The sequence below is a fragment of the Streptomyces spiralis genome (genome assembly GCF_014654675.1).
Lineage (GTDB): Bacteria > Actinomycetota > Actinomycetes > Streptomycetales > Streptomycetaceae > Streptomyces > Streptomyces spiralis.
Genome location: NZ_BNBC01000048.1, coordinates 1 through 23730, shown reverse-complemented (window position 1 = coordinate 23730; position 23730 = coordinate 1). Strand labels below are relative to the sequence as shown.

General features: G+C 73.3%; 14 protein-coding genes and 1 riboswitch. Of the genes, 7 read left to right on the top strand and 7 right to left on the bottom strand.

The window, feature by feature from the left end; translation table 11 throughout:
* The first annotated feature begins 455 nt into the window (after window positions 1–455).
* Window positions 456–613: riboswitch (cyclic di-AMP (ydaO/yuaA leader) on the top strand.
* Window positions 614–624: 11 nt separating this feature from the next.
* On the top strand, window positions 625–1677 hold the full coding sequence (locus IE318_RS35215; protein WP_189906903.1) for a M23 family metallopeptidase: 1053 nt from the start codon (window positions 625–627) through the stop codon (window positions 1675–1677).
* Between the two features lie 165 nt (window positions 1678–1842).
* Window positions 1843–2787 (top strand): aldo/keto reductase, encoded by a 945-nt coding sequence (locus IE318_RS35210; RefSeq protein WP_189906902.1) that lies wholly within the window; start codon window positions 1843–1845, stop codon window positions 2785–2787.
* A gap of 67 nt (window positions 2788–2854) precedes the next feature.
* On the opposite strand, the gene IE318_RS35205 is transcribed toward IE318_RS35210, so the two are convergent.
* The 4 genes from IE318_RS35205 to IE318_RS35190 all read right to left on the bottom strand — a co-directional run bounded on the left by IE318_RS35205 (window position 2855) and on the right by IE318_RS35190 (window position 8089).
* Entirely contained in the window at window positions 2855–4327 is a 1473-nt protein-coding gene (locus IE318_RS35205) for a PrsW family intramembrane metalloprotease (RefSeq protein WP_189906901.1), read from the bottom strand.
* Window positions 4328–4402: 75 nt separating this feature from the next.
* Entirely contained in the window at window positions 4403–5227 is an 825-nt protein-coding gene (trmB, locus tag IE318_RS35200; protein WP_189906900.1) for a tRNA (guanosine(46)-N7)-methyltransferase TrmB, read from the bottom strand.
* 104 nt (window positions 5228–5331) lie between these two features.
* On the bottom strand, window positions 5332–6576 hold the full coding sequence (lhgD, locus tag IE318_RS35195) for an L-2-hydroxyglutarate dehydrogenase (protein WP_189906899.1): 1245 nt from the start codon (window positions 6574–6576) through the stop codon (window positions 5332–5334).
* 88 nt (window positions 6577–6664) lie between these two features.
* Window positions 6665–8089, bottom strand: a complete 1425-nt coding sequence (locus IE318_RS35190) for an NsdA family TPR-like regulatory protein (protein ID WP_189906898.1) — start codon at window positions 8087–8089, stop codon at window positions 6665–6667.
* Window positions 8090–8773: 684 nt separating this feature from the next.
* On the opposite strand from IE318_RS35190, the gene IE318_RS35185 reads away from it, so the two are divergent.
* Entirely contained in the window at window positions 8774–10852 is a 2079-nt protein-coding gene (locus tag IE318_RS35185) for an asparagine synthase-related protein (RefSeq protein WP_189906897.1), read from the top strand.
* Between the two features lie 228 nt (window positions 10853–11080).
* Entirely contained in the window at window positions 11081–14563 is a 3483-nt protein-coding gene (locus IE318_RS35180; protein WP_229903959.1) for an AfsR/SARP family transcriptional regulator, read from the top strand.
* Here IE318_RS35180 and IE318_RS35175 read toward each other — a convergent pair.
* Window positions 14543–16603: a sigma-70 family RNA polymerase sigma factor gene (locus IE318_RS35175; RefSeq protein ID WP_189906896.1), complete on the bottom strand. Its 2061-nt coding sequence runs from the start codon at window positions 16601–16603 to the stop codon at window positions 14543–14545. The two genes, IE318_RS35180 and IE318_RS35175, sit on opposite strands and share 21 nt — an antisense overlap.
* A 184-nt stretch (window positions 16604–16787) precedes the next feature.
* On the bottom strand, window positions 16788–17579 hold the full coding sequence (locus IE318_RS35170) for a TetR/AcrR family transcriptional regulator (protein WP_189906895.1): 792 nt from the start codon (window positions 17577–17579) through the stop codon (window positions 16788–16790).
* Between the two features lie 395 nt (window positions 17580–17974).
* On the opposite strand from IE318_RS35170, the gene IE318_RS35165 reads away from it, so the two are divergent.
* Together IE318_RS35165 and IE318_RS35160 are read left to right on the top strand one after the other, a co-directional pair.
* Window positions 17975–19351 carry an NAD(P)/FAD-dependent oxidoreductase gene (locus IE318_RS35165; RefSeq protein WP_030183757.1) on the top strand — a complete coding sequence of 459 codons (1377 nt, stop codon included), beginning with the start codon at window positions 17975–17977 and terminating at the stop codon, window positions 19349–19351.
* A 239-nt stretch (window positions 19352–19590) separates the two neighbouring features.
* Window positions 19591–21267, top strand: coding sequence for an ATP-binding SpoIIE family protein phosphatase (locus IE318_RS35160; RefSeq protein ID WP_189906893.1), 1677 nt, complete (start codon window positions 19591–19593; stop codon window positions 21265–21267).
* 51 nt (window positions 21268–21318) lie between these two features.
* On the opposite strand, the gene IE318_RS35155 is transcribed toward IE318_RS35160, so the two are convergent.
* On the bottom strand, window positions 21319–22590 hold the full coding sequence (locus tag IE318_RS35155; protein WP_189906949.1) for an MFS transporter: 1272 nt from the start codon (window positions 22588–22590) through the stop codon (window positions 21319–21321).
* A 182-nt stretch (window positions 22591–22772) separates the two neighbouring features.
* On the opposite strand from IE318_RS35155, the gene IE318_RS35150 reads away from it, so the two are divergent.
* Complete coding sequence (locus IE318_RS35150) at window positions 22773–23324, top strand: MarR family winged helix-turn-helix transcriptional regulator (RefSeq protein WP_030183763.1); 552 nt, start codon at window positions 22773–22775, stop codon at window positions 23322–23324.
* Window positions 23325–23730: the final 406 nt, after the last annotated feature.

The window sequence follows — 23730 nt, the reverse complement described above, 5'->3', positions numbered from 1 at the left end:
GGTGGAGCAGCTCGGTAGCTCGCTGGGCTCATAACCCAGAGGTCGCAGGTTCAAATCCTGTCCCCGCTACTGAAGGCTCAGGGCCGGAATCCGATCGTGGATTCCGGCCCTGAGTGTTTCCCCGCCCTGAGTGTTTTCGGCCCTGTTCCCGTACTGAGTGATTCCGGCCCCGGATTTGCTCGGGTAGTCCGCGTCGATCGCGTATGCATCGCGTCCACGCCGATGGCCATCACGCCGAGTGAGCGGACGGTATCCCTCCGCATAACATCTGAGTCACCATCAAAACCTCTGTGACTCCTGTGGCGCAGGCAACTCGCCCGTTTTTCAGTACTCCTGGGCCAAAAGTCCTGGCCAAAAAGGTTTAAGGATCAAGCCGGACGGCTTGGAATCGAGCCCTCGCGTCTATTAACGTTCGATAACGCAGCGCGGTCGTCCCAGCCGTCACAAGGCGGCTCCGTGCGCACGCGCCGAATCCCGCGAGGGAACCGGGGAACCACCAACTTGGGGTGAATCGGGCGTCATCCACCGTCACGGCACGGCTGGTTGACGCGCGTAGGAGACCTTCCCGCTCCGAACCCGTCAGCTAACCCGGTAGGCGAGACGGAAGGAAAGGAGTACGCCCGAGTGGCGTCCAACCGGCCCGCACCAGAAGCCCCGTTCGTGCCGAACCAGCGCACCGAGACCTTCGGATACGGCGGTCGGCGCCCCGACGAGGGCCCCTGGGAGGAGTGGAACCCCACCGAGGACTCCCTCCGCCCCGTGCGCGGCCGGCACCGCGTCGCCAAGCAGCGCGGCGGCGGGCTCGCCCGCAGCTCCACCGTGCTCGGCGTGGGCGTCATAGCCGCCGTCGGCGCGGGCGGCATGGCGAGTGCCAACACGGGCAAGCCCCCGGTCTCCATCTCCCTGCCCGACCTGCCCTCCGTGGAGTCCCTGCCCGCCGTGGGCTCCCTGTTCCACGACTCCGCCCACGAAGCCCCCCAGGGTTCCGCGACCGCGCTCAGCGACGTCGGCGTGAGCTCCGCCGAGACCGGGCAGGGCACCTCAGACGCGGGCGAGGCCCTGCGCAACCGCATCATGGCCCAGGCCGAGCAGCAGCAGGCCCAGGTCGAGACCAAGGCCCAGGACGCCGCCGAGGCCGCCGCCGCCAAGCAGGCCCAGGAGGCCGCCGCCACGGCGCAGAAGGAGGCCGAGGCCAAGGCCGCCGCCGCGAAGCAGAAGGCGGAGGAGGAGGCCAAGAGGAAGGCCGAGGCGGAGCGGCTGGCGGAGCTGGCCAGGCAGTACACGCTGCCGACCTCCTCGTACACCATCACCTCCACCTTCGGTCAGGCCGGCTCCATGTGGTCCTCCGGCTACCACACCGGCCTCGACTTCGCCGCGCCCACCGGAACCCTGATCAAGGCGATCCACAGCGGCACCATCACCGAGGCCGGCTGGGCCGGGTCCTACGGCTACCGCACGATCCTCACCCTCGACGACGGCACCGAGCTGTGGTTCTGCCACCAGTCGTCGATCAGCGTCTCGGTCGGGCAGAAGGTGAACACGGGCGACGTCATCGGCCGCGTGGGCGCCACCGGCAACGTCACCGGCCCCCACCTGCACCTGGAGGTCCACCCCGGCGGCCAGGCCACCGGCATCGACCCGATGGCGTGGCTGCGGGGGAAGGGCCTCAACCCCTGAGGCTCTGGGAGGATGCCTCGTCGATCACGCCGGGCTCGCGGCTCCGCCCTGATCGACGAGACACCCCCAGGGGCGTCTCGCTCCGAGGCCTGTTTACGTGATCTTTGCGGTCCGGTCCGGCGAGGCGCGGAATGGGCCGCTCCAGCCTGGCAGTTGATGTCCTGCATGACGTCTCTACGCAAGCTCGGCTCATCCGACCTCGAGGTCTTCCCGCTCGCCCTCGGCGGCAACGTCTTCGGCTGGACCGCCGACCGGACACAGTCCTTCGCCGTCCTGGACGCCTACACGGCCGCCGGCGGCAACTTCATCGACACCGCCGACTCCTACTCGGCGTGGGTGGAGGGCAACAAGGGCGGCGAGTCCGAGACGATCATCGGCGAGTGGGTCAAGGAGCGCGGCAACCGCTCCGACGTCGTCATCGCGACCAAGGTCAGCCAGCACCCGGACTTCCCGGGCCTGTCCGCCGCGAACATCAAGGCCGCGGCCGACGCCTCCCTCAAGCGCCTGGGCACGGACTACATCGACCTGTACTACACCCACTTCGACAAGCCCGAGGTGCCAGTCGAGGAGATCATCGGCGCGCTCGACGAGCTGGTGAGGGCGGGCAAGGTGCGGCACATCGCCGCCTCCAACATCTCCGCCGAGCGGCTCCAGGCCTCCCTGGACTTCTCCGACCGCGAGGGCCTCGCCCGGTACGTGGCGCTCCAGCCGCACTACAACCTCGTCTCGCGCGACACCTACGAGGGCGCGCTGCGGGACGTCGCCGAGCGGTACGGCCTGGTCGCCGTGCCGTACTTCGCGCTGGCCTCCGGCTTCCTGACCGGCAAGTACCGGCCCGGTGCGACGGTGGACAGCGCGCGGGCGCAGGGCGCCGCCAAGCACCTCGAGACCGAGCGCGGCCGGAAGGTGCTCGCAGCCCTCGACGAGGTCGCCCGCGCCCATGACGCCGAGGTCGCCACGGTGGCCCTGGCCTGGCTCGCGGCCGAGCCGACGGTGGCCGCCCCGATCGCCTCGGCCCGGACGGTGGAACAGCTCCCGGCACTGCTGGGAGTGGCGGAGCTGCGTCTGACGGACGACGAGATCGCACGGCTGACCAGGGCGTCGGCCTGAGTCTCCGGCCGGGCCGCCGTCCTGCGGCTGGGTTCTCGGCCCTCCTGCGGCTGAGTTCTCCGCCGTCCTACGGCTGGGTTCTGTAGGGGTTGTACGGGCCGTAACCGGGGTGCGGCGCCGCCGGCCCGGGCGCACCGGTGCCGTGCCCTGGGCCGGCCGAACCGGCCCCCGGCAGGCCGGGCGTGTGCACGCCGGGGCCGTACAGTCCGGGCCCGTTCGGCTGCCCGTACGCCCCGTGCTGCGCGTACCTCTGGGACTGCCCGTACACCCCGTACACGGGCCAGGGCGGTGCGACGACCCGTACCGGCGGGGCGGTCATCCGGGCCGCGTAGTCGAGCGCGGGCTGGGCCACCTCGCGCCGCCGCCACATCTCGTGGAGGAGCTCGCGCTCCCGTGCGGCGAAGTCGGCCCCGGCCCGTCCGAGCCGGCCCCGGCGGCGCAGGAAGGCCAGCGAGGTCGCGTACGCCTCGTACTGGGCGACGGTCCGGGCCGCCGGCTTGCCGAGGTGGTGTCCGGCGTAGTCGCGGGCCAGCCGGCGGGCCCGCATCGAGCCCAGGGCGAACGGCTCGGCCGGCGTGAGCCACCCGGCGGCGGCGTACGCGGGCAGCTCCTCGCGGACGGCCCGCAGCTCGCGCTGCCGGGTCCAGATGACCAGCCAGGTCAGCAGCCCGAACGCGGGCACCATGAAGGCGCCGTAGACCGCGAAGAAGCCGAACTCGCCGAAGGTGGACGAGCCGTTCCAGAACGCGTGCATGCCCATCGCGAGCAGCAGCCCGGCCGGTGGCAGCAGCAGGCGCCGCAGGCGTCGGCGCTCCCCGGTCAGTGTCGCGGCGATGCCGAAGCCGATGCCGGTCAGGACGGTGAACAGGGGATGCGCGAACGGTGACATGACCACGCGCACGAAGAAGGTCGCCGCGGTGACCGAGGCGATGCCCCGGCCGCCGGCCATCTGGTCGGCGCCGAAGGCGGTGCCGAGGTAGAGGATGTTCTCGGTGAACGCGAAGCCGGTCGCGGTCACCCCGGCTACGACCACCCCGTCGACGATGCCGGTGAAGTCGCGTCTGCGGAAGAGGAAGACCAGCAGTACGGCGGCGGCCTTCGCGGACTCCTCCACGATCGGCGCTATCACGGTCGCGCCGAGCGTGTCCGCGCTCGCCGGGTCGGCGGTCGCCGTCGCTATCCACTTGGTCGCGAAACTGTTGGCGACGATCGCTATCAGCGCCGCCGCGCAGGCGCCCCAGGCGAAGGCGAACACCATGTTCCGCCAGGGACCGGGATCGACCCGGTCCAGCCAGCGGAAGGCGGCCACCAGCAGGGGTACGGGCAGTACGGCCAGCCCGAGCCCCACCAGGAACCCCTCCGTGCCGGTCTGCCGGCGGACGAGGGCGAGGATGACGAGCCCGGACAGCGCGAGCAGGGCGGCGAGGGCGCCGTACCGCACCCGTCGTCGCTGCCACCAGTGCGCGTGGGGCGGCCGGCCGCCGACGGGGGCCGGGCCGCTGCCGCTGGGCTGCGTCGGGTACGGAGGACAGGTGGCCACGTGATTGACCCTAACGAGGGAGGGCGCCGCCGCGCGACGGTGCCTCGTTGCCGACGGGGAACGCGAACAGGCTCGTCAGCCGAGAACACCGTGCCGTACGCGACGGAAGAGAAGATCGTTCACCACGTGTCCCTTGTCCAGTCCCTGGCCCTCGAAACGGGTCAGCGGCCGGAAGGCGGGGCGTGGCGCGAAGCCGCCGTCGGGCTGTGTGTTCTCGTAGTCCGGGTGCGCCGTCAGCACCTCGAGCATCTGCTCGGCGTACGGCTCCCAGTCGGTCGCGCAGTGCAGGACCGCCCCGGGCTTCAGCCGGGTGGCGGCCAGCGTCAGGAACTCCGGCTGGATCAGCCGCCGCTTGTGGTGGCGCTTCTTGGGCCAGGGGTCGGGGAAGTAGACCCGCAGCCCGTCCAGGGAGTCGGGGGTGAGCATCTCGCGCAGCAGGATGATCGCGTCGCCGTTGCCGACCCGGACGTTGGTGAGCCCGTTGCGGTCGGCGAGGGCCAGCAGGTTGCCCTGGCCGGGGGTGTGCACGTCGACGGCGAGCACGTTGGTGTCCGGGTCCGCGGTGGCCATCCGGGCGGTGGCCTCGCCCATCCCGAACCCGATCTCCAGCACGACGGGACGGGCGTTGCCGAACAGCTCGGTGAGGTCGAGCACCCGCTGCCCGTCGATGTCCAGCCCCCACTGGGGCCACAGCCGCTGCAGGGCGTCCGCCTGCCCGGCGGTCACCCGGCTCCGTCGCGGCTGGAAGCTGCGGATCCGCCGCTCGAAGTGCGACCCGGCCGGATCGGCCTTGGGCCCGTCGGGAAACCTCGGCTCCCCCTTGGCCCGGGTATGCCGAACGGGCACACCGGGGACGTGCGGGGACCCGGGAGCTGGAGACAGGTTCAGGGAGTCAGACACATCAGACACAGTGAAACCGAGTTTACGGGCAGGGCGGCTCGAACCGGTCCGTCCGCTCGAACACCTCACCGACCTCCGCCGTCAGCTCACCGAAGCCTCCACCGTCAGCTCACCGAAGCCAGCACCTCCAGTGCCCTCCTCGCCACCTCCCGCCCGATCGGCAGCGAGGCCGTCGCCGCCGGAGAGGGCGCGTTGAGGACGTGCACCGCCCGCGCCCCCTCCCGGATCAGGAAGTCGTCCACCAGCGTCCCGTCCCGGAGGACGGCCTGCGCCCGTACGCCCGCGGCCGCCGGCACCAGATCGTCCTCCGCCACGCCCGGCAGCAGCCTGCGCACCGCCTCCGTGAACGCCGCCTTGGACAGCGACCGCCGCATTTCCCCGGCCCCGTAGCGCCAGTGCCGCCGTGCCATCCGCCACGCGCCGGGCCAGCTCAGCGTCCCCGCCAGCTCCCGGGGGCGTACGACCCCCCAGCCGTACCCCTCCCTGGCCATCGCGGGCACCGCGTTCGGCCCGATGTGGACGCCCCCGTCGATGCCCCTGGTCAGATGCACCCCGAGGAACGGGAACGCCGGATCCGGCACCGGATACACCAGCCCGCGCACCAGCTCCGGGCGGGCGAGCTCGTAGTACTCGCCCCGGAACGGCACGATCCGCACGCCCGGCTCGTCCCCGGTCAGCCGGGCCACCTCGTCGCACCGCAGTCCCGCGCAGTTGACCAGCACGCGCGCGCGTACGACGTCCCCGCGCGCCGTGCGGACGGCCACCCCCAGCTCGGGCCGCCGGTCCACCCGCACGACCCGCGCCCCGTAGCGGATCTCCGCGCCGGACGCCTCCGCCAGCCGCCGCGCCACCGCCACGTAGTCGCAGATCCCCGTCGTCCCCACGTGGATCGCGGCCAGTCCGCGCACCTCCGGCTCGTACTCCCCGATCTGGGACGCGCCCAGCTCCCGCACCGGGATGCCGTTCTCCCGGCCGCGCTGCACCAGTGCGTGCAGCCGCGGCAGCTCCTCGCGCTCCGTCGCGACGATCAGCTTGCCCGTGACGGCGTGCGCGACGCCGTACTCAGCGCAGAACTTGACCATCTCGGCGGCGCCCCGCACCGCGTACCGCGCCTTCAGGGAGCCCGGCCGGTAGTAGATCCCACTGTGGATCACGCCGCTGTTGCGTCCCGTCTGGTGCCGGGCCGGGCCCGGTTCCTTCTCCAGTACGGTCACGCGGGTGCCCGGCGCGGCGCGTGTGATCGCGTACGCCGTCGCCAGGCCGACGATCCCGCCTCCGATCACCAGCACGTCACAGTCGTAAGCGATGTCCGGCCGCACCCGCTCCACCTCCCGGTTCCGATAGTGCACTGCGCCACTGACAATGCCCTCAAACCGGGAGCCGGCCCCGACGTCCCGTCCCCCCTCCGGCTCAGGCCGGGCTCGTCGGCCCTCCGGCTCAGGCCGGGGTCATCAGCAGGGGCCGTGCCCGCTCCCGCAGCTCGGCCACGCGGGGCTCGTCGCCGTAGGGCTCCAGCCGGTGCAGGAGGTCCTTGACGTACTCGGTGGTGCGCGCCGAGGAGATGCGCCCGGCGACCTCCACGGCCCGTACGCCCTGCTCGCAGGCCGCGTCCAGGTTGCCCGACTCCAGTTCGGCGACCGCGGAGACGACCAGGCGCAGGCCGTGCGAGCGCACGAACTCCTCCGTCGGCTTCGACAGCGCCTGCTCGGTGAAGCGGCGGACCTGGCGGGGCGCCTTCAGGTCGCGGTAGCACTCCGCGGCGTCGGCGGCGAACCGGTCGTAGCCGTAGAACCCGAGCCAGGTCGGGTCGTTGTCGCCCTCCCGGGACCGCTCCAGCCAGCCCTCGGCGGCCTTCAGGGCCGCGCCGGCGGCCTGGGCGTCGCCCGCGCGCGCGTGGGCGCGTGCCTCGACGAGGCGGAAGAAGCTCATGGTGCGGGCCGTGGCCAGGCCGCGGTTGCGCTCCAGGGCGGCCTGCGCCAGGTCGACGCCCTCGTCGCCGAAGCCGCGGTAGGTCGCCTGCAGCGACATCGACGCCAGGACGTATCCCCCCAGCGGCACGTCGGCCGCCGCGCGGGCCAGGCGCAGCGCCTGGATGTAGTACCGCTGCGCGGCCTCCTGCTGGCCGGTGTCGAAGGCCATCCACCCGGCCAGCCGGGTCAGTTCGGCGGACGCGCCGAACAGGGCGCGGCCGACCTCGTCGGAGTACGAGCCGAGCAGCAGCGGTGCCGCCTCCACCCGTAAACACTCGGGCACCATCGACGAACGCCAGTCGCCGCCTCCGTACTTGGAGTCCCAGCGCCTGGCGTCCTCGGCGGCCTCCCGCAGCTTCCGCACATCGCTGTGGCCGACTTTGATCGGTGCGCCCGAGCCCTCCGCCCCTGCCGCCTCGCGCGCCACCGAGCTGTCGGCCGGGGTTATCAGCCACCGGGAGGCGGGCGTTGCGTATGCGGTCACTGCGAACGATCCGGCGAGCGACTGCCAGATGCCGCCGGAGCCGGCCCGGCGGCCGGCGAGGTCGAGCCGGTACAGCTCCGTCGCCGACTTCACCGCCTGGCCCACGTCCCTGGGGAAGGCGAGGCCCACTTCGGGTGCGGGATCCGCGTCCGCCAGGCCGATCTCGTGGAGCGGCACCGGGCGGCCGAGCTTCTGTCCGATGGCGGCCGCGATGAGGTGCGGCGCCGCTCCCTGCGGCACCATCCCCTTCGACACCCAGCGCGCCACCGAGGTCTTGTCGTAGCGAAGAGTCAACCCGCGTTGGGCGCCAAGGTCGTTGACGCGCCGCGCGAGTCCTGCGTTGCTGATTCCCGCGAGGGCGAGAACGGCGCCGAGCTTTTCGTTCGGCCCGCGTTGCTCCCTGGACATGCGCCACCCCTCGACACAGACGCCCGCCGCGCTGGCATAACCACGCGGCATTCGTAAACCCAGCGTAGTTCGCCGCATCCCAAGCGTTAAGGGGCATTCTTCCGGATGGCGGGATTGTGGCCCGTACGGGAGTACGGGCCCTGCACGGACGGTTGCGGCGTGCCCCCGGTGTGTGGCCGTGCGCCCGTCCGTGCGCTCTTCTCCGGCCACCCGGGGGAGCGGTTCCATGGTCCTTGCGTGGGTCGGCCCGCTGTACTGGATCCAGTGGGCTGGGGGACACCGCCGCCTTCATCCCCGCGGGCGGCGGAACGGTCCGGGAGGCGAACTCCGCCTCCCGGACTGTGCGTTGTCCGCGCACTGCGCAGAGCATGTACGGAGCGTGCGCGCGTCCGTGTCCCCCACGAGGATTTGGCCGAAAACCGACCCCGCTTTCTGCCGCCAATTACGCCTCCTACCACGGCACTTGACGGCGCACGGGGTGTTGAGGGGAGCGCATCAGGGGGCGCATTCAGGTCGCAGCGGCCGTGCCCGGTACGGGCGTTCGCCATCGTCCCGGCAGGCGCGCGGGGGCGCGCACCGCGGATCGAAGGCGGCTCCGCCTCCCCTCCGGCGCGCCTCCTTCGTGGCAGCATGGTGACCCGGTTCATTCGGTGCACTGGTTGTCCACAGTCCGTGGAGGCGTCGATGCGGTGGTTGGTGGGTTGGAGCAGCACCGCCGCGGGCCCCGACCGGATCGGCTCCGCGGGCGCCACCGGGTACGACGGGGAGACCGTGCACCCGGTGGGTTCCCAGCTGCTGTGGGGCGACCCCGACCCGTTGTGGGCGGTGGGCGACTGGCGTCCGGACGAGGTCCGGCTGGTGCGGGTCGACGCGCAGACCAGGATCGCCGTGCTCGGCATCTGCGGTGCCTCGGACGAGCAGCTGCGGGTCGGCCTGCTCGCCGCGCGCGGGGGCGCCCTGCGCCATCTGACCGCCTGGCCCGGCAGCTACACGGCGGTGGTCCAGGTGGGCCGCCGCATCACCGTCTGCGGCGACCTCGCGGGCGCCCGCCCGGTCTTCCACACCCCCTGGGCCGGCGGCACGGCGTACGCGACCGCCGCGCTGCCGCTGGCCGACCTCGTCGAGGCCAACCTCGACTTCGGGCACCTCGCCGCCCTGCTTGCCGCCCCCGACGTACCGGCGGCGCTGCACGACTCCACGCCGTACGAGGGCGTACGGCGCATTCCGCCGGGGCACGCGCTGATCCTGCGAACCGGGGCGCGCGAGGTCGCCGGATACGAGCCGGTCGCCTCGCTCGCGGTCGCGGCGCCCCCGGCCGACCCCGACAGCGCGGTCGGCGCGGTGCGCGACGCCCTCGTCGAGGCCGTGCGCGTCCGGCTGTCCGCGCCCCGCCACGTGCCCGAGATCGACCCCGGCCCGGTGCCCGGCATGGGGCCCGCCGAGCGCCGCGCGGCCCGCGGCATGCCGGTGCCGGGCATCGGCGCGGACCTGTCCGGCGGCCCGGCCTCCGGAACGCTCGCGCTGCTGGCGGCGGGCCTGCCGGGCAACCCCGGGACGCTCCTGGGCCACGGCACCGGCGCCGGCGAGCGCCTGCTCGCCGTCACCTTCAACGACCTCGCCGTCGGCGGGCGGGAGGCCGAGCTGGAGCGGGCCGGGGCGCTCGCCGCCAATCCGCGCCTGCACCACGTCGTGGTGACCGGCGGCGAGGAGGCGCTGCCGTACGCCGACCTGGAGGGGCCGCTGACCGACGAACCCGGGCCGTCACTGGTCACGGCGGCACGCCACCGCGCGCGCCTGGCCTCGGGCAGCGCGGACCATTTCACCGGCCACGGCGCCCGGCAGGTGCTCGACGCCCATCCCGCGCGCCTGGCCGACCTGCTGATGGACCGCCGTCGGCGCCACCTGGTCCGGCCGGTCGCCGCGCTCGCCAAGGCCGACGGGTCGGTGATGGTCCCCGCGCGCGTGTACAGCGCGGCGCGGCGGCTGGCCCGGACGTCCTACCGCGCGGGACTGGAGGAGCTCGCCGAGCGGCTGCTGCACCGCCGCTTCGACGAGCCCTCGGGCGCGGTGGGGGCCTCGCTGGCCGCGCTCACCTGGGCCAGACCCGGGCCCGCGGCACGCTGGCTGACCGGTGAGGCACTGGCTGAAGTATCGGTTCTCCTGCAGGGCGCGACGGGCCGTTCGACGGTCGGTCCGGGCCAGCGGCCGGGGGACTATCGCGCGCGTGCGGCCCTGGCGAGACATGCCGCGGACCTACGGGTCCTGGAGCAGGCCGCGGAGATCCGCTCCCAGCGCCTGCACGCCCCGTTCCTCGACAACCAGGTGGTCCGCGCCTGCCGCGTCCTGCCGGAGGCGCTGCGGGTGCGGCCGGGGGCGCGGGCGGCCATCCTGCGTACGGTCCTGGAGGGCGCCGGAGTCGGCGAGCTGCCCCCCGGCTGGGGAGCCCCTTCCCACGCCCCGTCGGCGGTCGCGGCCCGCACGGGCCTGCGCGTGGCCGTGGACGACCTGATGGCCCTGTTCGCGACCCCCTTGCTCGCGCAGGCCGGCCTGGTGGAGGCGCGGGTGGTCCGCAAGGCCCTGCGGGCGGCGGCGGAGGGAGAGCCGCTGCCCCTGGACGGACTGGCCGACCTGGTGTCCCTGGAGGTGTGGCTGCGGCGCCTGCTGGCCCGCCGGGGAACCTGCTGGACCGGCACACCCGCGCGCGCACGCGCGGTGCCCGCGGGGATCGCACCGCAGAGGGGCGCGCTGGCGTCCGGCGGATGACGTGACATGGCGGTCGTCGACCCCACTCCCTGTGACTCGAGCGGCTTCCGGTGGCGGATGTGGCCGGTGGCCGGTGGCTGACGGCGACGGCCGGTGCGGTACGGGCGGTGCCGGGACCTTCCACGGACTCATGCCGGGGTGTCCGGCCGTGGGATCGTCCGGTCCCGGCCGAGGCGCCCTGGGGACAAACTCCGTGCCCCGCTCCGAGCACCCGGTGACAATGAGCCGGTGCGGTACAGAATCCTGGGCGTCACCCAGGCGGAGGACGACCAGGGCACCGGCATGTCCAGGGACACCGGCATGCCCGGAGGGACCGGCATGTCCCGGGACACTGGCATGCCCGAGGGCACCGTCGTGCCGGTCGGTGGCCCCCGCCTGCGCGCCCTGCTGACCGCTCTCGCACTGCGGGCCGGCCGGGTCACCGCCCCCGAGGCGCTGATCGACGAGGTGTGGGGCGACGACCCGCCCCAGGACGCCCCGGCCGCCCTCCAGGCCCTCGTCGGCCGCCTGCGCCGCGCCCTCGGCAAGGACGCGATCCGCTCCGAGGCGGGTGGGTACCGGCTCGCCGCCGAACGCGAGGACGTCGACCTCTTCGTCTTCGAACGGCTCGTACGGGACGGCGCCACCGCTCTGCACCGCGGTGACGCCGACATCGCGGCCCGCACCCTGGACGCCGCCCTCGCCCTGTGGCGCGGCCCCGCCCTCGCCGACCTGCCCGACCGGGCCGTCGCCGCCCGTCCCGAGGCCCTGCGGCTGGAGGCGGTCCGCGCCCGCGCCGACGCGAGGCTGCGGCTGGGCCGCGCCCCGGAGGTCGTACCGGAGCTGAAGGAGCTGACCGCGGCGCACCCGTACGACGAACCGCTGCACGCCCTGCTCATCCGCGCCCTGCGCGACACCGGACGCGGCGCCGACGCCCTCGCCGCCTACGAGACATTTCGCCGCGCCCTCGCCGACGGCCTGGGCACCGACCCCGGACCGGAATTGCGCGCCCTGCACGCCGAACTGCTCGCCCCGACGGCGGCGCCCGCCGGCCCCGCAGCCGCAGCCGGAGGCGCAACCGAAGCCGCACCAGCACCAGGACCAGCACCGGTAGCCGCGCCTGCGCCCTCGTCCGCACCTGCACTCGCGCCCGCCGCAGCAGAACCGTTTCCCGACCGCACCGGCACCGTCCGTCGCACAGCCCAGCGTCCCGACCGCGCCGGCAACATCCGTCCGCGTCTTACCTCTTTCGTGGGCCGGGAACCCGAACTCGCCGCCATCCGTTCCGATATGCACAGGGGTCGTCTGGTCACGCTCACCGGACCGGGCGGCTCCGGGAAGACCCGCCTCGCCGAGGAAGCCGCCGCCGGGCTGCCGCAGGCGTGGCTGGTCGAGCTGGCGCCGCTCGACCGGCCGGAGGCGGTGCCAGGCGCGGTGGTCAGCGCGCTCGGTCTGCGGGAGACCGTGCTCATGACCAACGAGCTGACGGCCCCGCAGGACGATCCCGTCGCCCTGCTCGTCGAGTACTGCGCTCCGCGCGGCGAACTCCTGATCCTTGACAACTGCGAACATGTCATCGGCGCCGCCGCCGACCTTGCCGAGACCCTCCTCACCCGCTGCCCCGGGCTCACGATCCTCGCCACCAGCCGTGAACCCCTCGGAGTGCCCGGAGAGTTGGTGCGCCCGGTCGAGCCGCTGCTCCCCGACCAGGCGCACCGCCTCTTCGCCGAGCGTGCCGCCGCCGTCCGCCCCGACGGTGACGCCGTCCTCGGCGACGAGGAGGCCGTCGCGGAGATCTGCCGCCGCCTCGACGGCCTGCCCCTGGCCATCGAGCTGGCCGCCGCGCGACTGCGGCTGCTCACCCCCCGGCAGATCGCCGACCGGCTCGACGACCGCTTCCGGCTGCTCACCGCCGGCAGCCGCACGGTCCTGCCCCGCCAGCAGACCCTGCGGGCCGTCGTCGACTGGTCCTGGGACCTGCTCGACGAGCGGGAGCGCACGGCGCTGCGCGAGGTGTCCGTCTTCGCCGGCGGCTGGGACCTGGCCGCCGCCGAGGCGGTGTGCACCGGCCCGGTGGCGGACCTCGTCGGGGCGCTCGTCGACAAGTCCCTGATCGTGGCGACCCCGGCCGACGGCGAAGGCGGCATGCGTTACCGGATGCTGGAGACCATCCACGAGTACGCCGTCGAGCGCGCCGCCGAGGTTCCCGAGCTGCGCGCCGCCGCCGAACGCAGGCACCGCGCGTGGGTGCGCGCACTCGTCGAGAGGGCCGAACCGCTGCTGCGGTCGGCGGCCCAACTGCCGTGGATCGCCCGTCTGGAGAACGAGCTGGACAACATCCGCGCGGCCCTCGACCGCGCCCTCGGGGCCGGAGACGAGGAGGAAGCGGGCGCACTCGTCCTCGCCATGGGCTGGTTCTGGTGGCTGCGCAACTATCGCCGGGAGGCCATCGAGTGGACGCAGCGCGTCCTGCGCCTGGGCATCGCGCGCGACGCCGGCGTCGACACCGTGGACACCCTCCTCGACGCCCCGGACGGGGAGACCGGCCACCCGCTGCACGCCCTGCGCATGGACCTGCGGATGCTGCACCTGTTCCTGATCTCCGAGTCCCAGCCGCCGGACGAGGTGCGCAGCGAGCGGTTCCAGCGGTACGTCACCCGCGTACGGGCCGCCTTCGAGGGCGGCGGTCCCCGCGCGGCCCGGATGCCCGGCCTGATCTGGCCGCTGACCGTCTACTACGCGAGCACCCCGGACGACATCCGGCCCGCCATGGACAAGGCCGTCGCCAACTGCCGAGTCCACGGCGGGGACTGGGAGACCGGGGTCACCCTCATGTTCCGCACCCACATGGTCGTCGACTCCCCGGGAAACCTGCGCGGCGTCGACGACGACCTGGCGGAGCTGCGGCGGCTCAGCCGGCGTGTGGGTGACCGCTGGATGCGGGCCCAGGTGTGCAGTGCGACCGGTGAGGCGGCCATGGCACGCGGCAGATACGAGGAGGCGCGCGGCGAGTACGAGGAGGCGCTGCGGCTCGCCCACGAGGTGGGTGCGCACGCCGAATCGCCGTTCCTTCTGGCACGGCTCGCCGAGATCGCCTACCGCTCGGGCGACCGGGCCGGTGCCCTGAGCACCCTGGACGAGGCCGGTGCGGCGGCCGAGCGGCACAGGGTGGCGGACTCGCGGGCGTTCGTGGCGCTGCTTCGGGCGCAGATCGCCCTGGACGACGGCGACGTGGCGGGTGCGCGCACCCTGTGGGAGGCGGCCCGCGCGGAGACCGAGCGCGGCACCCCGCCGCCGCAGTTCGAGGCGATGCTGGGCGCGGTCGGTGCCCTCGTCGCGGTCGCGGAGTCCGGCCCCGAGCACGGGCTGCCGCTACTGGCCGACGCGCTGCGCGCGGCCGTCGAGCAGCGGTGTTCGGAGGTGGTCACGGCGGGGCTGGTCGACATGGCGGCCGAGCCGCTGGCCCGCCTCGGCGACCTGCCGCGCGCCGTTCGTCTGCTCGCCGCAGCCGACCGCTGGCGCGGCGGCCGCCCCCGCCCCATGCAGGAGCGCGTGCTGGCGGAACGCGTCGAGGCCGAGGCCCGCGCGGCCCTCACCGCCGACCGCTGCGCCGCCGAGCGCACCCGCGGCGCCGCCCTCACCGTGGACGACGTCCTGGCCGAGCTCGCACAGGCGGTACGGACCCACCCCGCACGCGCCGGTGACCGGCGCCTACCCGCAGGTGAACCGTGACTGCGCCCAGTCCGCGAGCGTCACGGTGTCGAAGGGGCGGTGCGGCTCGACGGCCAGCCGTACCGTGCTACGGCCGACGAGGCTCACATGGACCGGGACGGCGGGTTCGCCGCCCGCGATCGTCCTCGAACTCCACAGCCGGAGGCCGTCGGCGTACACGGAGAAGGTGACCTTGCCGAGCCCGGCCGTCAGGTCGTCGACGCCGACCAGGGCGTCGTAGGCGGAGCACGCGCGGTTGAGGTCGATGGTGACCGAGGAGCGGCCGTGGACGGTCACCCCGTGGGTGTAACGCTTGCCGGCGATCGACAGGCTGTGGCGTTGCCACACCCAGCTGCTGCCGGCCAGCCGCATCTCCGGGCCGGTGCCGTCACCGGTGATGTCGTAGTCCAGTTCGTTCCACTGGTAGACGACCGGGGCGGGCGGCGGGGGAAGCGTCGGGGTCGGTGTCGGCGTGGGGGTCGGGGACGGCCGGGGCGTGGGCGGCGGCGTGGGTGCGGGCTTCGGGGCCGGTGGCCGCGTGTGCGTCGGCGTGGGCGCCGGACGCACCGCGGCGGGGCGCACCGGGGGCTTCGGCCGGGGCGGCGGCGTCGGCTTGTACGGGGTGGGTGTCGGTGGCTGCGGCCTGACGACCGGCGACGAGGGCGGGGCCGCCGCGGGCTTTCTGGCCGGGGCGTCCTGGCCGGCCAGCGCGAAGGCGACCGCGGCGGCGGCCACGGCGACGACACCGGCCGCGATACCGGCCTTCACCGGTGCGCCCAGCCCCTCGGAGGCCACGGCACCGCTCCCGGCCCCACCGCCGGACCCGCTCCCGGCCGCGGCCGCCCCCGCACCCGCGCCGGCTGCCGCGCCCCCGGCCGAGCCGCCGCCCGCGGCCACGGCGGCTCCCGCCGCGCCGGCGGCACCGGCCGCGCCCGCACCGCCCGCGACGAGACCCAGCGCCTTGGCGTATCCGGCGGCACCGAACCAGCCGATGACGGCGACCGGGACGACCGCCGGGATCCCGCTCGCCACCTCCTCGATCTGAACGGCCGCCAGCCGGCACCTGGCGCACTCCTCCAGGTGCTTGCGCAGGCCCCGTTCGGCGCGGCTGCGCAGCTTGCCGCGGGCGTAGCCACCGAGCTGGTCGGCGTAGCGGGCGCACTCCTCGTCCTCGGTGAGGGCGGTGCTCACATGCGCCTGGAGGTAGGCCTGCTTGAGGCCCTCGCGGGCCCGGCTGGCCAGGACGCGCGTGCCGTTGGCGTCCAGTCCGAACAGGGGCGCGACCTGGCTGGGCGACTCCTCCTCGACCTCGGTGTGCCACAGCACGGCCTGCCACCGCTCGGGCAGCGACCGGAACGCCCGCATGGCCATGGACTGCTCGGCCTCGTGCATGGCACGCACATCGGCGCCCAGGTCCAGCCCCGCTCCGAAGGAGCCGGCGGATGCGGCGTCGTCGGGCACCTCGGAGGCGCGGGCCGACTGCGCGGCGAACACCGCGAAGTCGTCGACCAGTTGCTCGCGCCGGGCCGACTTCGTCCAGTGCGCGGCGACCCGCCGGACCGTGGTGAGCAGATAGGCGCGTACGGCGTGCTCGGGTCCGGAGCCGCCGCGCACCGCCTGCAGCATGCGGGCGAACACCTCGGCGGTGAGGTCGTCGGCGGTGTCGGCGTCCCGGCAGCAGGTGCGGGCATAGCGGCGCACGGCGTCGGCGTGGCGCCGGTACAGCTCCTCGTACGCGGTGTCGTCACCGCCGCGCATCCACCCGATCAGCTCGGCGTCGGACGGCGGCACCTCCCGCGGAGGCGGCAGCATCCCGTCCTCGCGCCACTCGCGCTGGGCCGGGACACTGCCGGACACCGGTGCGGCACCCCCGGCCGGTGAGCCGCCCGGGGCGGGTGTGCCACCGTGCGGAACGCCGGACGACCGGCCCTGGTTCGGTACGTGCGGCCGGTCCTGGTGCGGCACCTGGGGCGGATCCTGGTGCGGCACCTGAGGCGGGCGCGAACCTTCCGCATCCGCCTCGTCGTCACCGGGTGATGCGCCCCGCCCGTCAGTGCCCATCGCCGATAGTCCCCGCCGTCAGCCCAGCCGTCCCCGTCACCCGGTCAGACTGCCACAGGGCGATGGGTCAGGACTCAGCAGGAAGGATCCGCCACTCGTCCGTGGGGACTTGCCGCGACGCGGTACCGGAATTCACCCGCACGGGGCACGCTCCCTCACTGCACCACGCGCCGCCCCCCCGGGCTCACGCCGGCCGCGACCGCAACCCCTCCAGCAGGATGTCCAGCAGCCGCGCCGAGGCCGCCGCCTGCTGGTCCGCGTCCGGGAGCGAGGGCGCCGCCGTCGCGATGACCAGCAGCACGTCCGAGACCGACACGTCCGGCCGCAGCTCGCCCGCCGCGCGTGCCCGCTCCACCAGCCGGCCCACGACCTCCAGCAGCGCCGCCGCCCCGGCGTCGTCGTCCACCGCGTCCGGCGCGAGCGCCCCGCCCCCGTCGGGCACGAGCCGCAACTCTCCAGGACCCGGCTGTATCCGCTGCTGCGGCACCCGCGCCCCGTCCGGCCCGGCCGTCGCGTCGGCACGGTCCTCGGCGACCCCGACCCGCAGCACCTGCGGCGGCAGCAGCCGACCGGCACCCGACGCCACCGACGTGCGCAGGAACCGCGACAGCGCCGACCACGGCTCGTCCTCCTGGCCGAGCGCGGCCCGCGCCTGGTCGGTCAGCCGGGCCGTCTCCTCCTCGGCTATCCGCCGCACGAGGACGTCCTTGCTCGGGAACCGCCGGTACACCGTCCCCACACCGACCCGCGCACGCCGCGCCACGTCCTCCATCGGCGCGCCGTAGCCCAGCTCGCCGAAGACCTCGCGCGCCGCCCGCAGTACGTGCTCGAGATTGCGCTGTGCGTCCACGCGCAGCGGCGTCGTCCGGACCGACCGGCCGTCGTCCCCGCGCCCGTTGCCCGCCGCCGCGCCCATCGCCCCGCCACCGGGTGCGACGGCGGACGCTGTGGACCAATGAGTGTCCTGAGTGTGCATGAGTGATCCCCCGGTAATGACGTCTCCCCCCGGAGACTCCCCGCCGCTGAATCCGGGATGTGCGGAACAGGGATCACGCACGACCGACCCCGCTCGCCGGGACCAGAACAGACCCCGCGGACTCGTTCGACCACATCCCCCACACCCCGTCGACACACGAACATAGTTGAGAGGGGGTCAATTCAGAAGGGGCAGGTTCCGCACAGAGCGCCCCTCGATCGGAGTACGGGCCGCATACGTCCCGATTGCGTTCCCTGCCACAGCCCACCCCGTACCGTCTGACCTGCACGGCTTCCCCGTACTCCGGTGATCTCGCCGACCCGGCGCGGCCACGGGCCGCGGTCACACAATTCGTCGGGGCTGTGGACAAACGACAGTCACGGGTGCGTCATGGGATGGTGAAGGAACGTGCGCGCATTCTCGTTGTCGGCGGCGGCTACGTCGGGATGTACACGGCCCTGCGCCTGCAGCAGCGGATGAAACAGGAGCTCAGGCGGGGCGAGGCCGAGATCACCGTTGTCACGCCCGACCCCTATATGACGTATCAGCCGTTCCTTCCCGAGGCGGCCGCGGGCGCGATCTCCCCGCGGCACGTGGTCGTGCCGCTGCGCCGCGTCCTCGACCAGTGCCGCATCGTCGTCGGCGAGGTCCAGAGCATCGACCACGCGCACCGCACCGCCACCCTCACCACCCTGGCCACCGAGGAGCGGGGCGGCACCGAGCAGCTGACGTACGACGAACTCGTCCTCGCGCCCGGTTCCGTCTCACGCACCCTGCCCATCCCCGGTCTCGTCGACTACGGCATCGGCTTCAAGACCGTCGAGGAAGCCATCGGACTGCGCAACCACGTCATCGAACAGATGGACATCGCCTCCTCCACCCGCGACCCCGCCGTCCGCGACGCCGCCCTCACCTTCGTGTTCGTCGGCGGCGGATACGCCGGAGTGGAGGCCCTCGGCGAACTGGAGGACATGGCCCGCTACGCCGCCCGCTACTACCACAACGTCAAACCCGAGGACATGAAGTGGATCCTCGTCGAGGCCTCGGATCGCATCCTGCCCGAGGTCGGCGAGGAGATGGGCCGCTACACGGTCACCCAGCTGCGCCGCCGCAACATCCAGGTGCTGCTCGGCACCCGCCTGGAATCGTGCGCCGACCGCGTCGCCGTCCTCAGTGACGGCCAGCGCTTCCCCACCCGTACGGTCGTGTGGACCGCCGGCGTCAAACCGCACCCCCTGCTGGCCGCCACCGGCCTGCCGCTGGACGCCCGCGGCAGGCTGAAGTGCACCCCGCAGCTGACCGTCGACGGCGTCGAGCACGCCTGGGCCGCGGGCGACGCCGCGGCCGTCCCCGACGTCACCGCCGCCGAACCCGGCACCGACACCGCCCCCAACGCCCAGCACGCGGTGCGCCAGGCCAAGCTCCTCGGCGACAACATCGCCCACTCGCTGCGCGGCGAACCCCTTCAGACGTACGCGCACAAGTACGTCGGCTCGGTCGCCTCCCTCGGGCTGCACAAGGGCGTCGCCCAGGTCTACGGACGCAAACTGAGGGGCTACCCCGCCTGGTTCATGCACCGCGCCTACCACCTCAGCCGGGTCCCCACCGTCAACCGCAAGGCCCGCGTGCTCGCCGAGTGGACCCTGGCAGGACTGTTCAAACGGGAGATCGTCTCCCTCGGTTCACTGGAACATCCCCGCGCGGAGTTCGAACTGGCCGCCGGTGGAAAGCATCCTCTCGACCCGAACATCAACCCGAAAGGGTCGTCCTGACCGGACAGAGGAACTCCACCGGACGCCCAGGCGTCCCACGGATGTCGGCGCGAGGCGGCCGCACTGCCAGACTGGTCCACGACCGGGGGCGGTCGGCCGTCCACCCCCGATGAACCGAGGACGCATTCCGCTGTGCCGCACCACCCGGGGCAGCGACCACGTGCGGTCACCGCCGCGCGGCCCCACACCCCCGCCGGGCCCGGAGCCGGCCTGAGACGACAGACACGAGGCAAGGATTCGTGAACTTCACGCGCTGGAGCGCCCGGCTCCCCGGAATCCCCGGCACACAGCGCCGCGCCGCAGCGCGGACGGAACTCGCCACCACCACCGCCGACCGCCGGGCCGACGGCTCCGTACCCGCCGCACGTGTCGAACCACTGGCCGATGGCACAGCGCCCGTGCCCGCCGTCGACGAACTCCCCGCCCGCGAAGTCCTCGACCGCGTCCCCGCCCTCGTCGCCCTCGTCCACGGCGGCGACCACCGCATCGCCTACGTCAACGACGCCTACACCTCCGCCTTCGGCGCACGCCCCCTCGGCGAACCCGCCCGCGACGCCCTCCCCGAACTGCGCGACCTGGGCCTGCTCCCGCTCCTGGACCAGGTTCTGCGCAGTGGCAGGCCCCGCACCCTGAAGTCCCGCAAGGCATCCGACGGCCGCTCCTACACCTTCACCTGCACGCCGGTCAGCGAGGCCGAGAGCCGGTCGCGCACCGTCGGCTCGGGAGTCCTCGTCTTCGCCACCGACGTCACCGACCACGCCGAAGCCGCCGAACGCCTGCGCGCCAGTGAGCGCCGCCAGCGCGAAACCGCCGTCACCCTCCAGCGCTCCCTCCTCCCCCAGGTCCTCGAACAGCCCGACGACCTGCGCATCGCCGCCACCTACCAGCCCGGCGGCACCGAAGCCGCCGTCGGCGGCGACTGGTACGACGTCATCACCCTCGGCGGCGGACGCACCGCCCTCGTCATCGGCGACGTCATGGGCCGAGGAGTACGGGCCGCCGCCGTCATGGGCCAACTGCGCACCGCGGTCCGCGCCTACGCCCGCATGGACCTGCCGCCCCACGAGGTCCTCCAGCTCCTCGACGGCCTCGCCGCCGAGATCGACCCCAACCAGATCGCGACCTGCGTCTACGCCGTCCACGACCCCAACGAGGGCCGGCTGGTGTACTCCTCCGCAGGCCACCTGCCGATCCTGGTCCGCGACGAGAACGGCACCGTGCTGCGCGCCGACGAACCCACCGGCCCGCCGCTCGGCACCGGCGGCTGGACGCACTCCTCCGGCTCGGTCCCGCTCGGTCCCGGCGCCACCGCGGTGCTCTACACCGACGGCCTGGTCGAACGCCGCGACGAGGACCTCGACGAGGGCATCTCCTCCCTGGAGCGCGCCCTGGCCGGAGCCACCGGCACCCCGCAGGTCGTCTGCGACCGCCTGGTCCGCTCGGCCGGTGTGCAGGCCGACCACGACGACGACGTGGCCGTCCTCGTTCTGCAGCACCCCGCCCGCACCGGCCCGGACAGCGAACTCTTCCGCAACGCCGCGCTGGAACTCCTCGGCGGAGTGGAAGCGGCCCCCCGCGCGCGTGCCTTCGCCTCCGGCGTCCTGACCAGCTGGCGCTTCCCGCCCGACCTGCACGACCTCGGCGTCCTGGCGGCCAGCGAACTCGTCGCCAACTCACTGCAGCACGGCACGCCCCCGATGCGCCTGCGGCTGCGCCGCACCGACCGCCGCCTCATCGTCGAGGTCACCGACGGCGACGACCACCTGCCCAGGCGCCGCCGCGCCGAACCCGTCGACGAGTCCGGCCGCGGCATCGCCATCGTCGCGACCATCGCCTCCAACTGGGGGGCCCGCCGGACCCCGGGCGGCGGAAAGACGGTGTGGTGCGAGTTCACCCTGCCCAGAAAGCAGCAGTAGCGGCCGCCACCCGAAGGCGACGGCCGCTGCTGCTGTGGTCGGCCAGGAGGGTCACGCCTCCGCGGTCACCGCCGGAGCGGCCGCTCCACCGCGCGCGACCACCCGGCTGCGCGCGCCCCACGGATGGTCCTGTGCAGCGGTGAGCCCACGCCCCAGCCGCACCGCCAGGACGCTGACCCCCAGCGAGAACACCAGGAACGTCACCACATACGGTCCCGGCAGCGACGCAGCCAGCGGGCCGCCCACCGCCGGCCCGACCGCCAGCGCGAGCTGCTTCACCAGGGCGAACGCCGAGTTGTACTGCCCCGCCATACCCGTCGGGGCCAGGTCGGCCACCAGCGGCGCGAGTGTCGGCGACAGCATCGCCTCGCCCAGACCGAACAGCGCGTACGTCGACACGAACGCGGCCGTCGCCATCGCCTGGCTGCCGTGCCCGAGCCCCGCGTACGCCGCCGCGCCCCACGCGACCGCCCAGATCACGCCCACCGCCGCGATCACCCGCGAGCGCCGGCGCCGTTCGACGAACCTCAGCACGGCGAACTGCGCCACCACGATCATCATCGTGTTCGCGGCCAGCGCCGTCCCCAGCGCCGACGTCGATATCCCGGCGGCCTCCACGCCGTAGGCGCTCAGACCCGACTCGAACTGCCCGTAGCAGGCGAAGAACAGCACGAAGCCCAGCACGCACAGCTGCACCATGGCCCGGTTGCCGAGCAGCTGCTTCCAGCTGCTCCGTGCCGACCGCCCGGCCTCCGTCGGCGCCTCCTCGACGCGCGGCGCACGCGGCATCCGCACCGTCGCCATCAGCACCACCAGCAGCAGGAACACCGCCGCCTCGATCGCGAAGAGCAGAGTGAAGGAGGAGACGCGGGTGGTGTCGACGAGGTGACCGCCTATGAGGCCACCGACCCCGAGCCCCAGGTTCTGCAGGAAGAACTGCATCGCGAACGCCCGCGACCGCGTCTCCGTGGTCGAGCAGTCCACGATCATCGTCGCGAGCGCCGGCTGCATCACCGCCTGCCCGGCCCCCAGCGCGCCGGCGGACAGCAGGACGGCCCACGCATGACCCGCCAGACCCAGGCTCAGCGCGCCCAGCGCGGCCATGACCAGGGCGGTGAGCAGGACGGGCAGCGGGCCGCGCCGCACGATCGCCCTGCCGGCGAACGGCAGCACGATCAGCGCGGCCACGGCGAAGACGGCGAGGACGAGCCCCGCCGTCATGGCTCCCAGGCCCCGCACCTGCGCCACATAGACGTACAGGTAGGGGACGGTGAAGCCGAGCCCGAACGCGCTGAGTGCGTTGCCCACGTGGATCCGGCGCATCGCTGCGCCCATCGCCCTGGTCACGTTCACCTCTCTCCAGGTGGTACGGATGGTTGGAGTGCCTCAGTACTTAGAAGCGAAGACTTCGAAGCTAAAGTTCGACATCGAAGACTATACCTCGAAGGACTTCGATGCCAGCGGCCTCGTGCGATACTGCGGACATGGGCGAGACCTCCGGCAGCATCGGCGACACCGACGGCATCGACACCGAGCCGACGCTCGAGGAGCAGATCGCCGCCTACCAGCGCGAGTTCCAGGACCTCGACCCCCAGGTCGAGAAGATCGTCTCGGCGCTCTCCCGCCTGAACCGCCGGATGAACGTCGCCTACGGCCGGCAGACCGCCGCCCTCGGCATCAGCAATGCCGAGTGGGAGGTCCTCAAGGCACTGGTCCTCTCCGGAGCCCCCTACCGACTGGGCCCGAGCGAGCTCGCCAAGCGCCTCGGCCTCACCCCGGCCGCGATGACCCACCGCATCGACCGCATGGTCGCCGAGGGCCTGGTCACCCGGGAGCGCGACGAGTCCAATCGTGTGCGGGTCATCGTCGAGCTGACCCCCGAGGGCCGCGAGAAGTGGCTGGAGGCCATGCGGCTGGCGACGGTGTTCGAGGGTGACCTCCTCCAGGACCTCTCTCCCGCGGAGCGCGCGGTCCTCGGCGAGGTGCTGACCAGGCTCCTGCGCCGGGTCGAGGAGGCCCAGCCGGACGCCGGCGGACGGCTCAGCGACCTCGACTAAAAGATCTTGACAGGGGGCACTTGACAGCCCTCTCACGGATCCGTAGAGTTCTTCGGGTTGTCGCGGAGCCGTAACGGTTCTCCGGCAGCACCTCCCGCCGCACCAGCGGCACCCAAACCACCAGCACGATCTCCCGAACGGGTTGTTTTCGGCGCGCCCGAATTCAATTCGAAAGGGACTCGTCGACCCGGATCGGATCCGCTCAGGACCCGATTGGGAATCGCCGAGGAGATCCGCTAAGGTTTGAAACGTCGGAACGGCCCAACGGCCGGGAAGTCAAACCCCGCTGACTGGGGATCAGGTCGAAAAGGATCTGATAGAGTCGGAATCGCCGGAAAGGGAAACGCGGAAGCGGGAACCTGGAAAGCGCCGAGGAAATCGGGTCGGAAAGATCTGATAGAGTCGG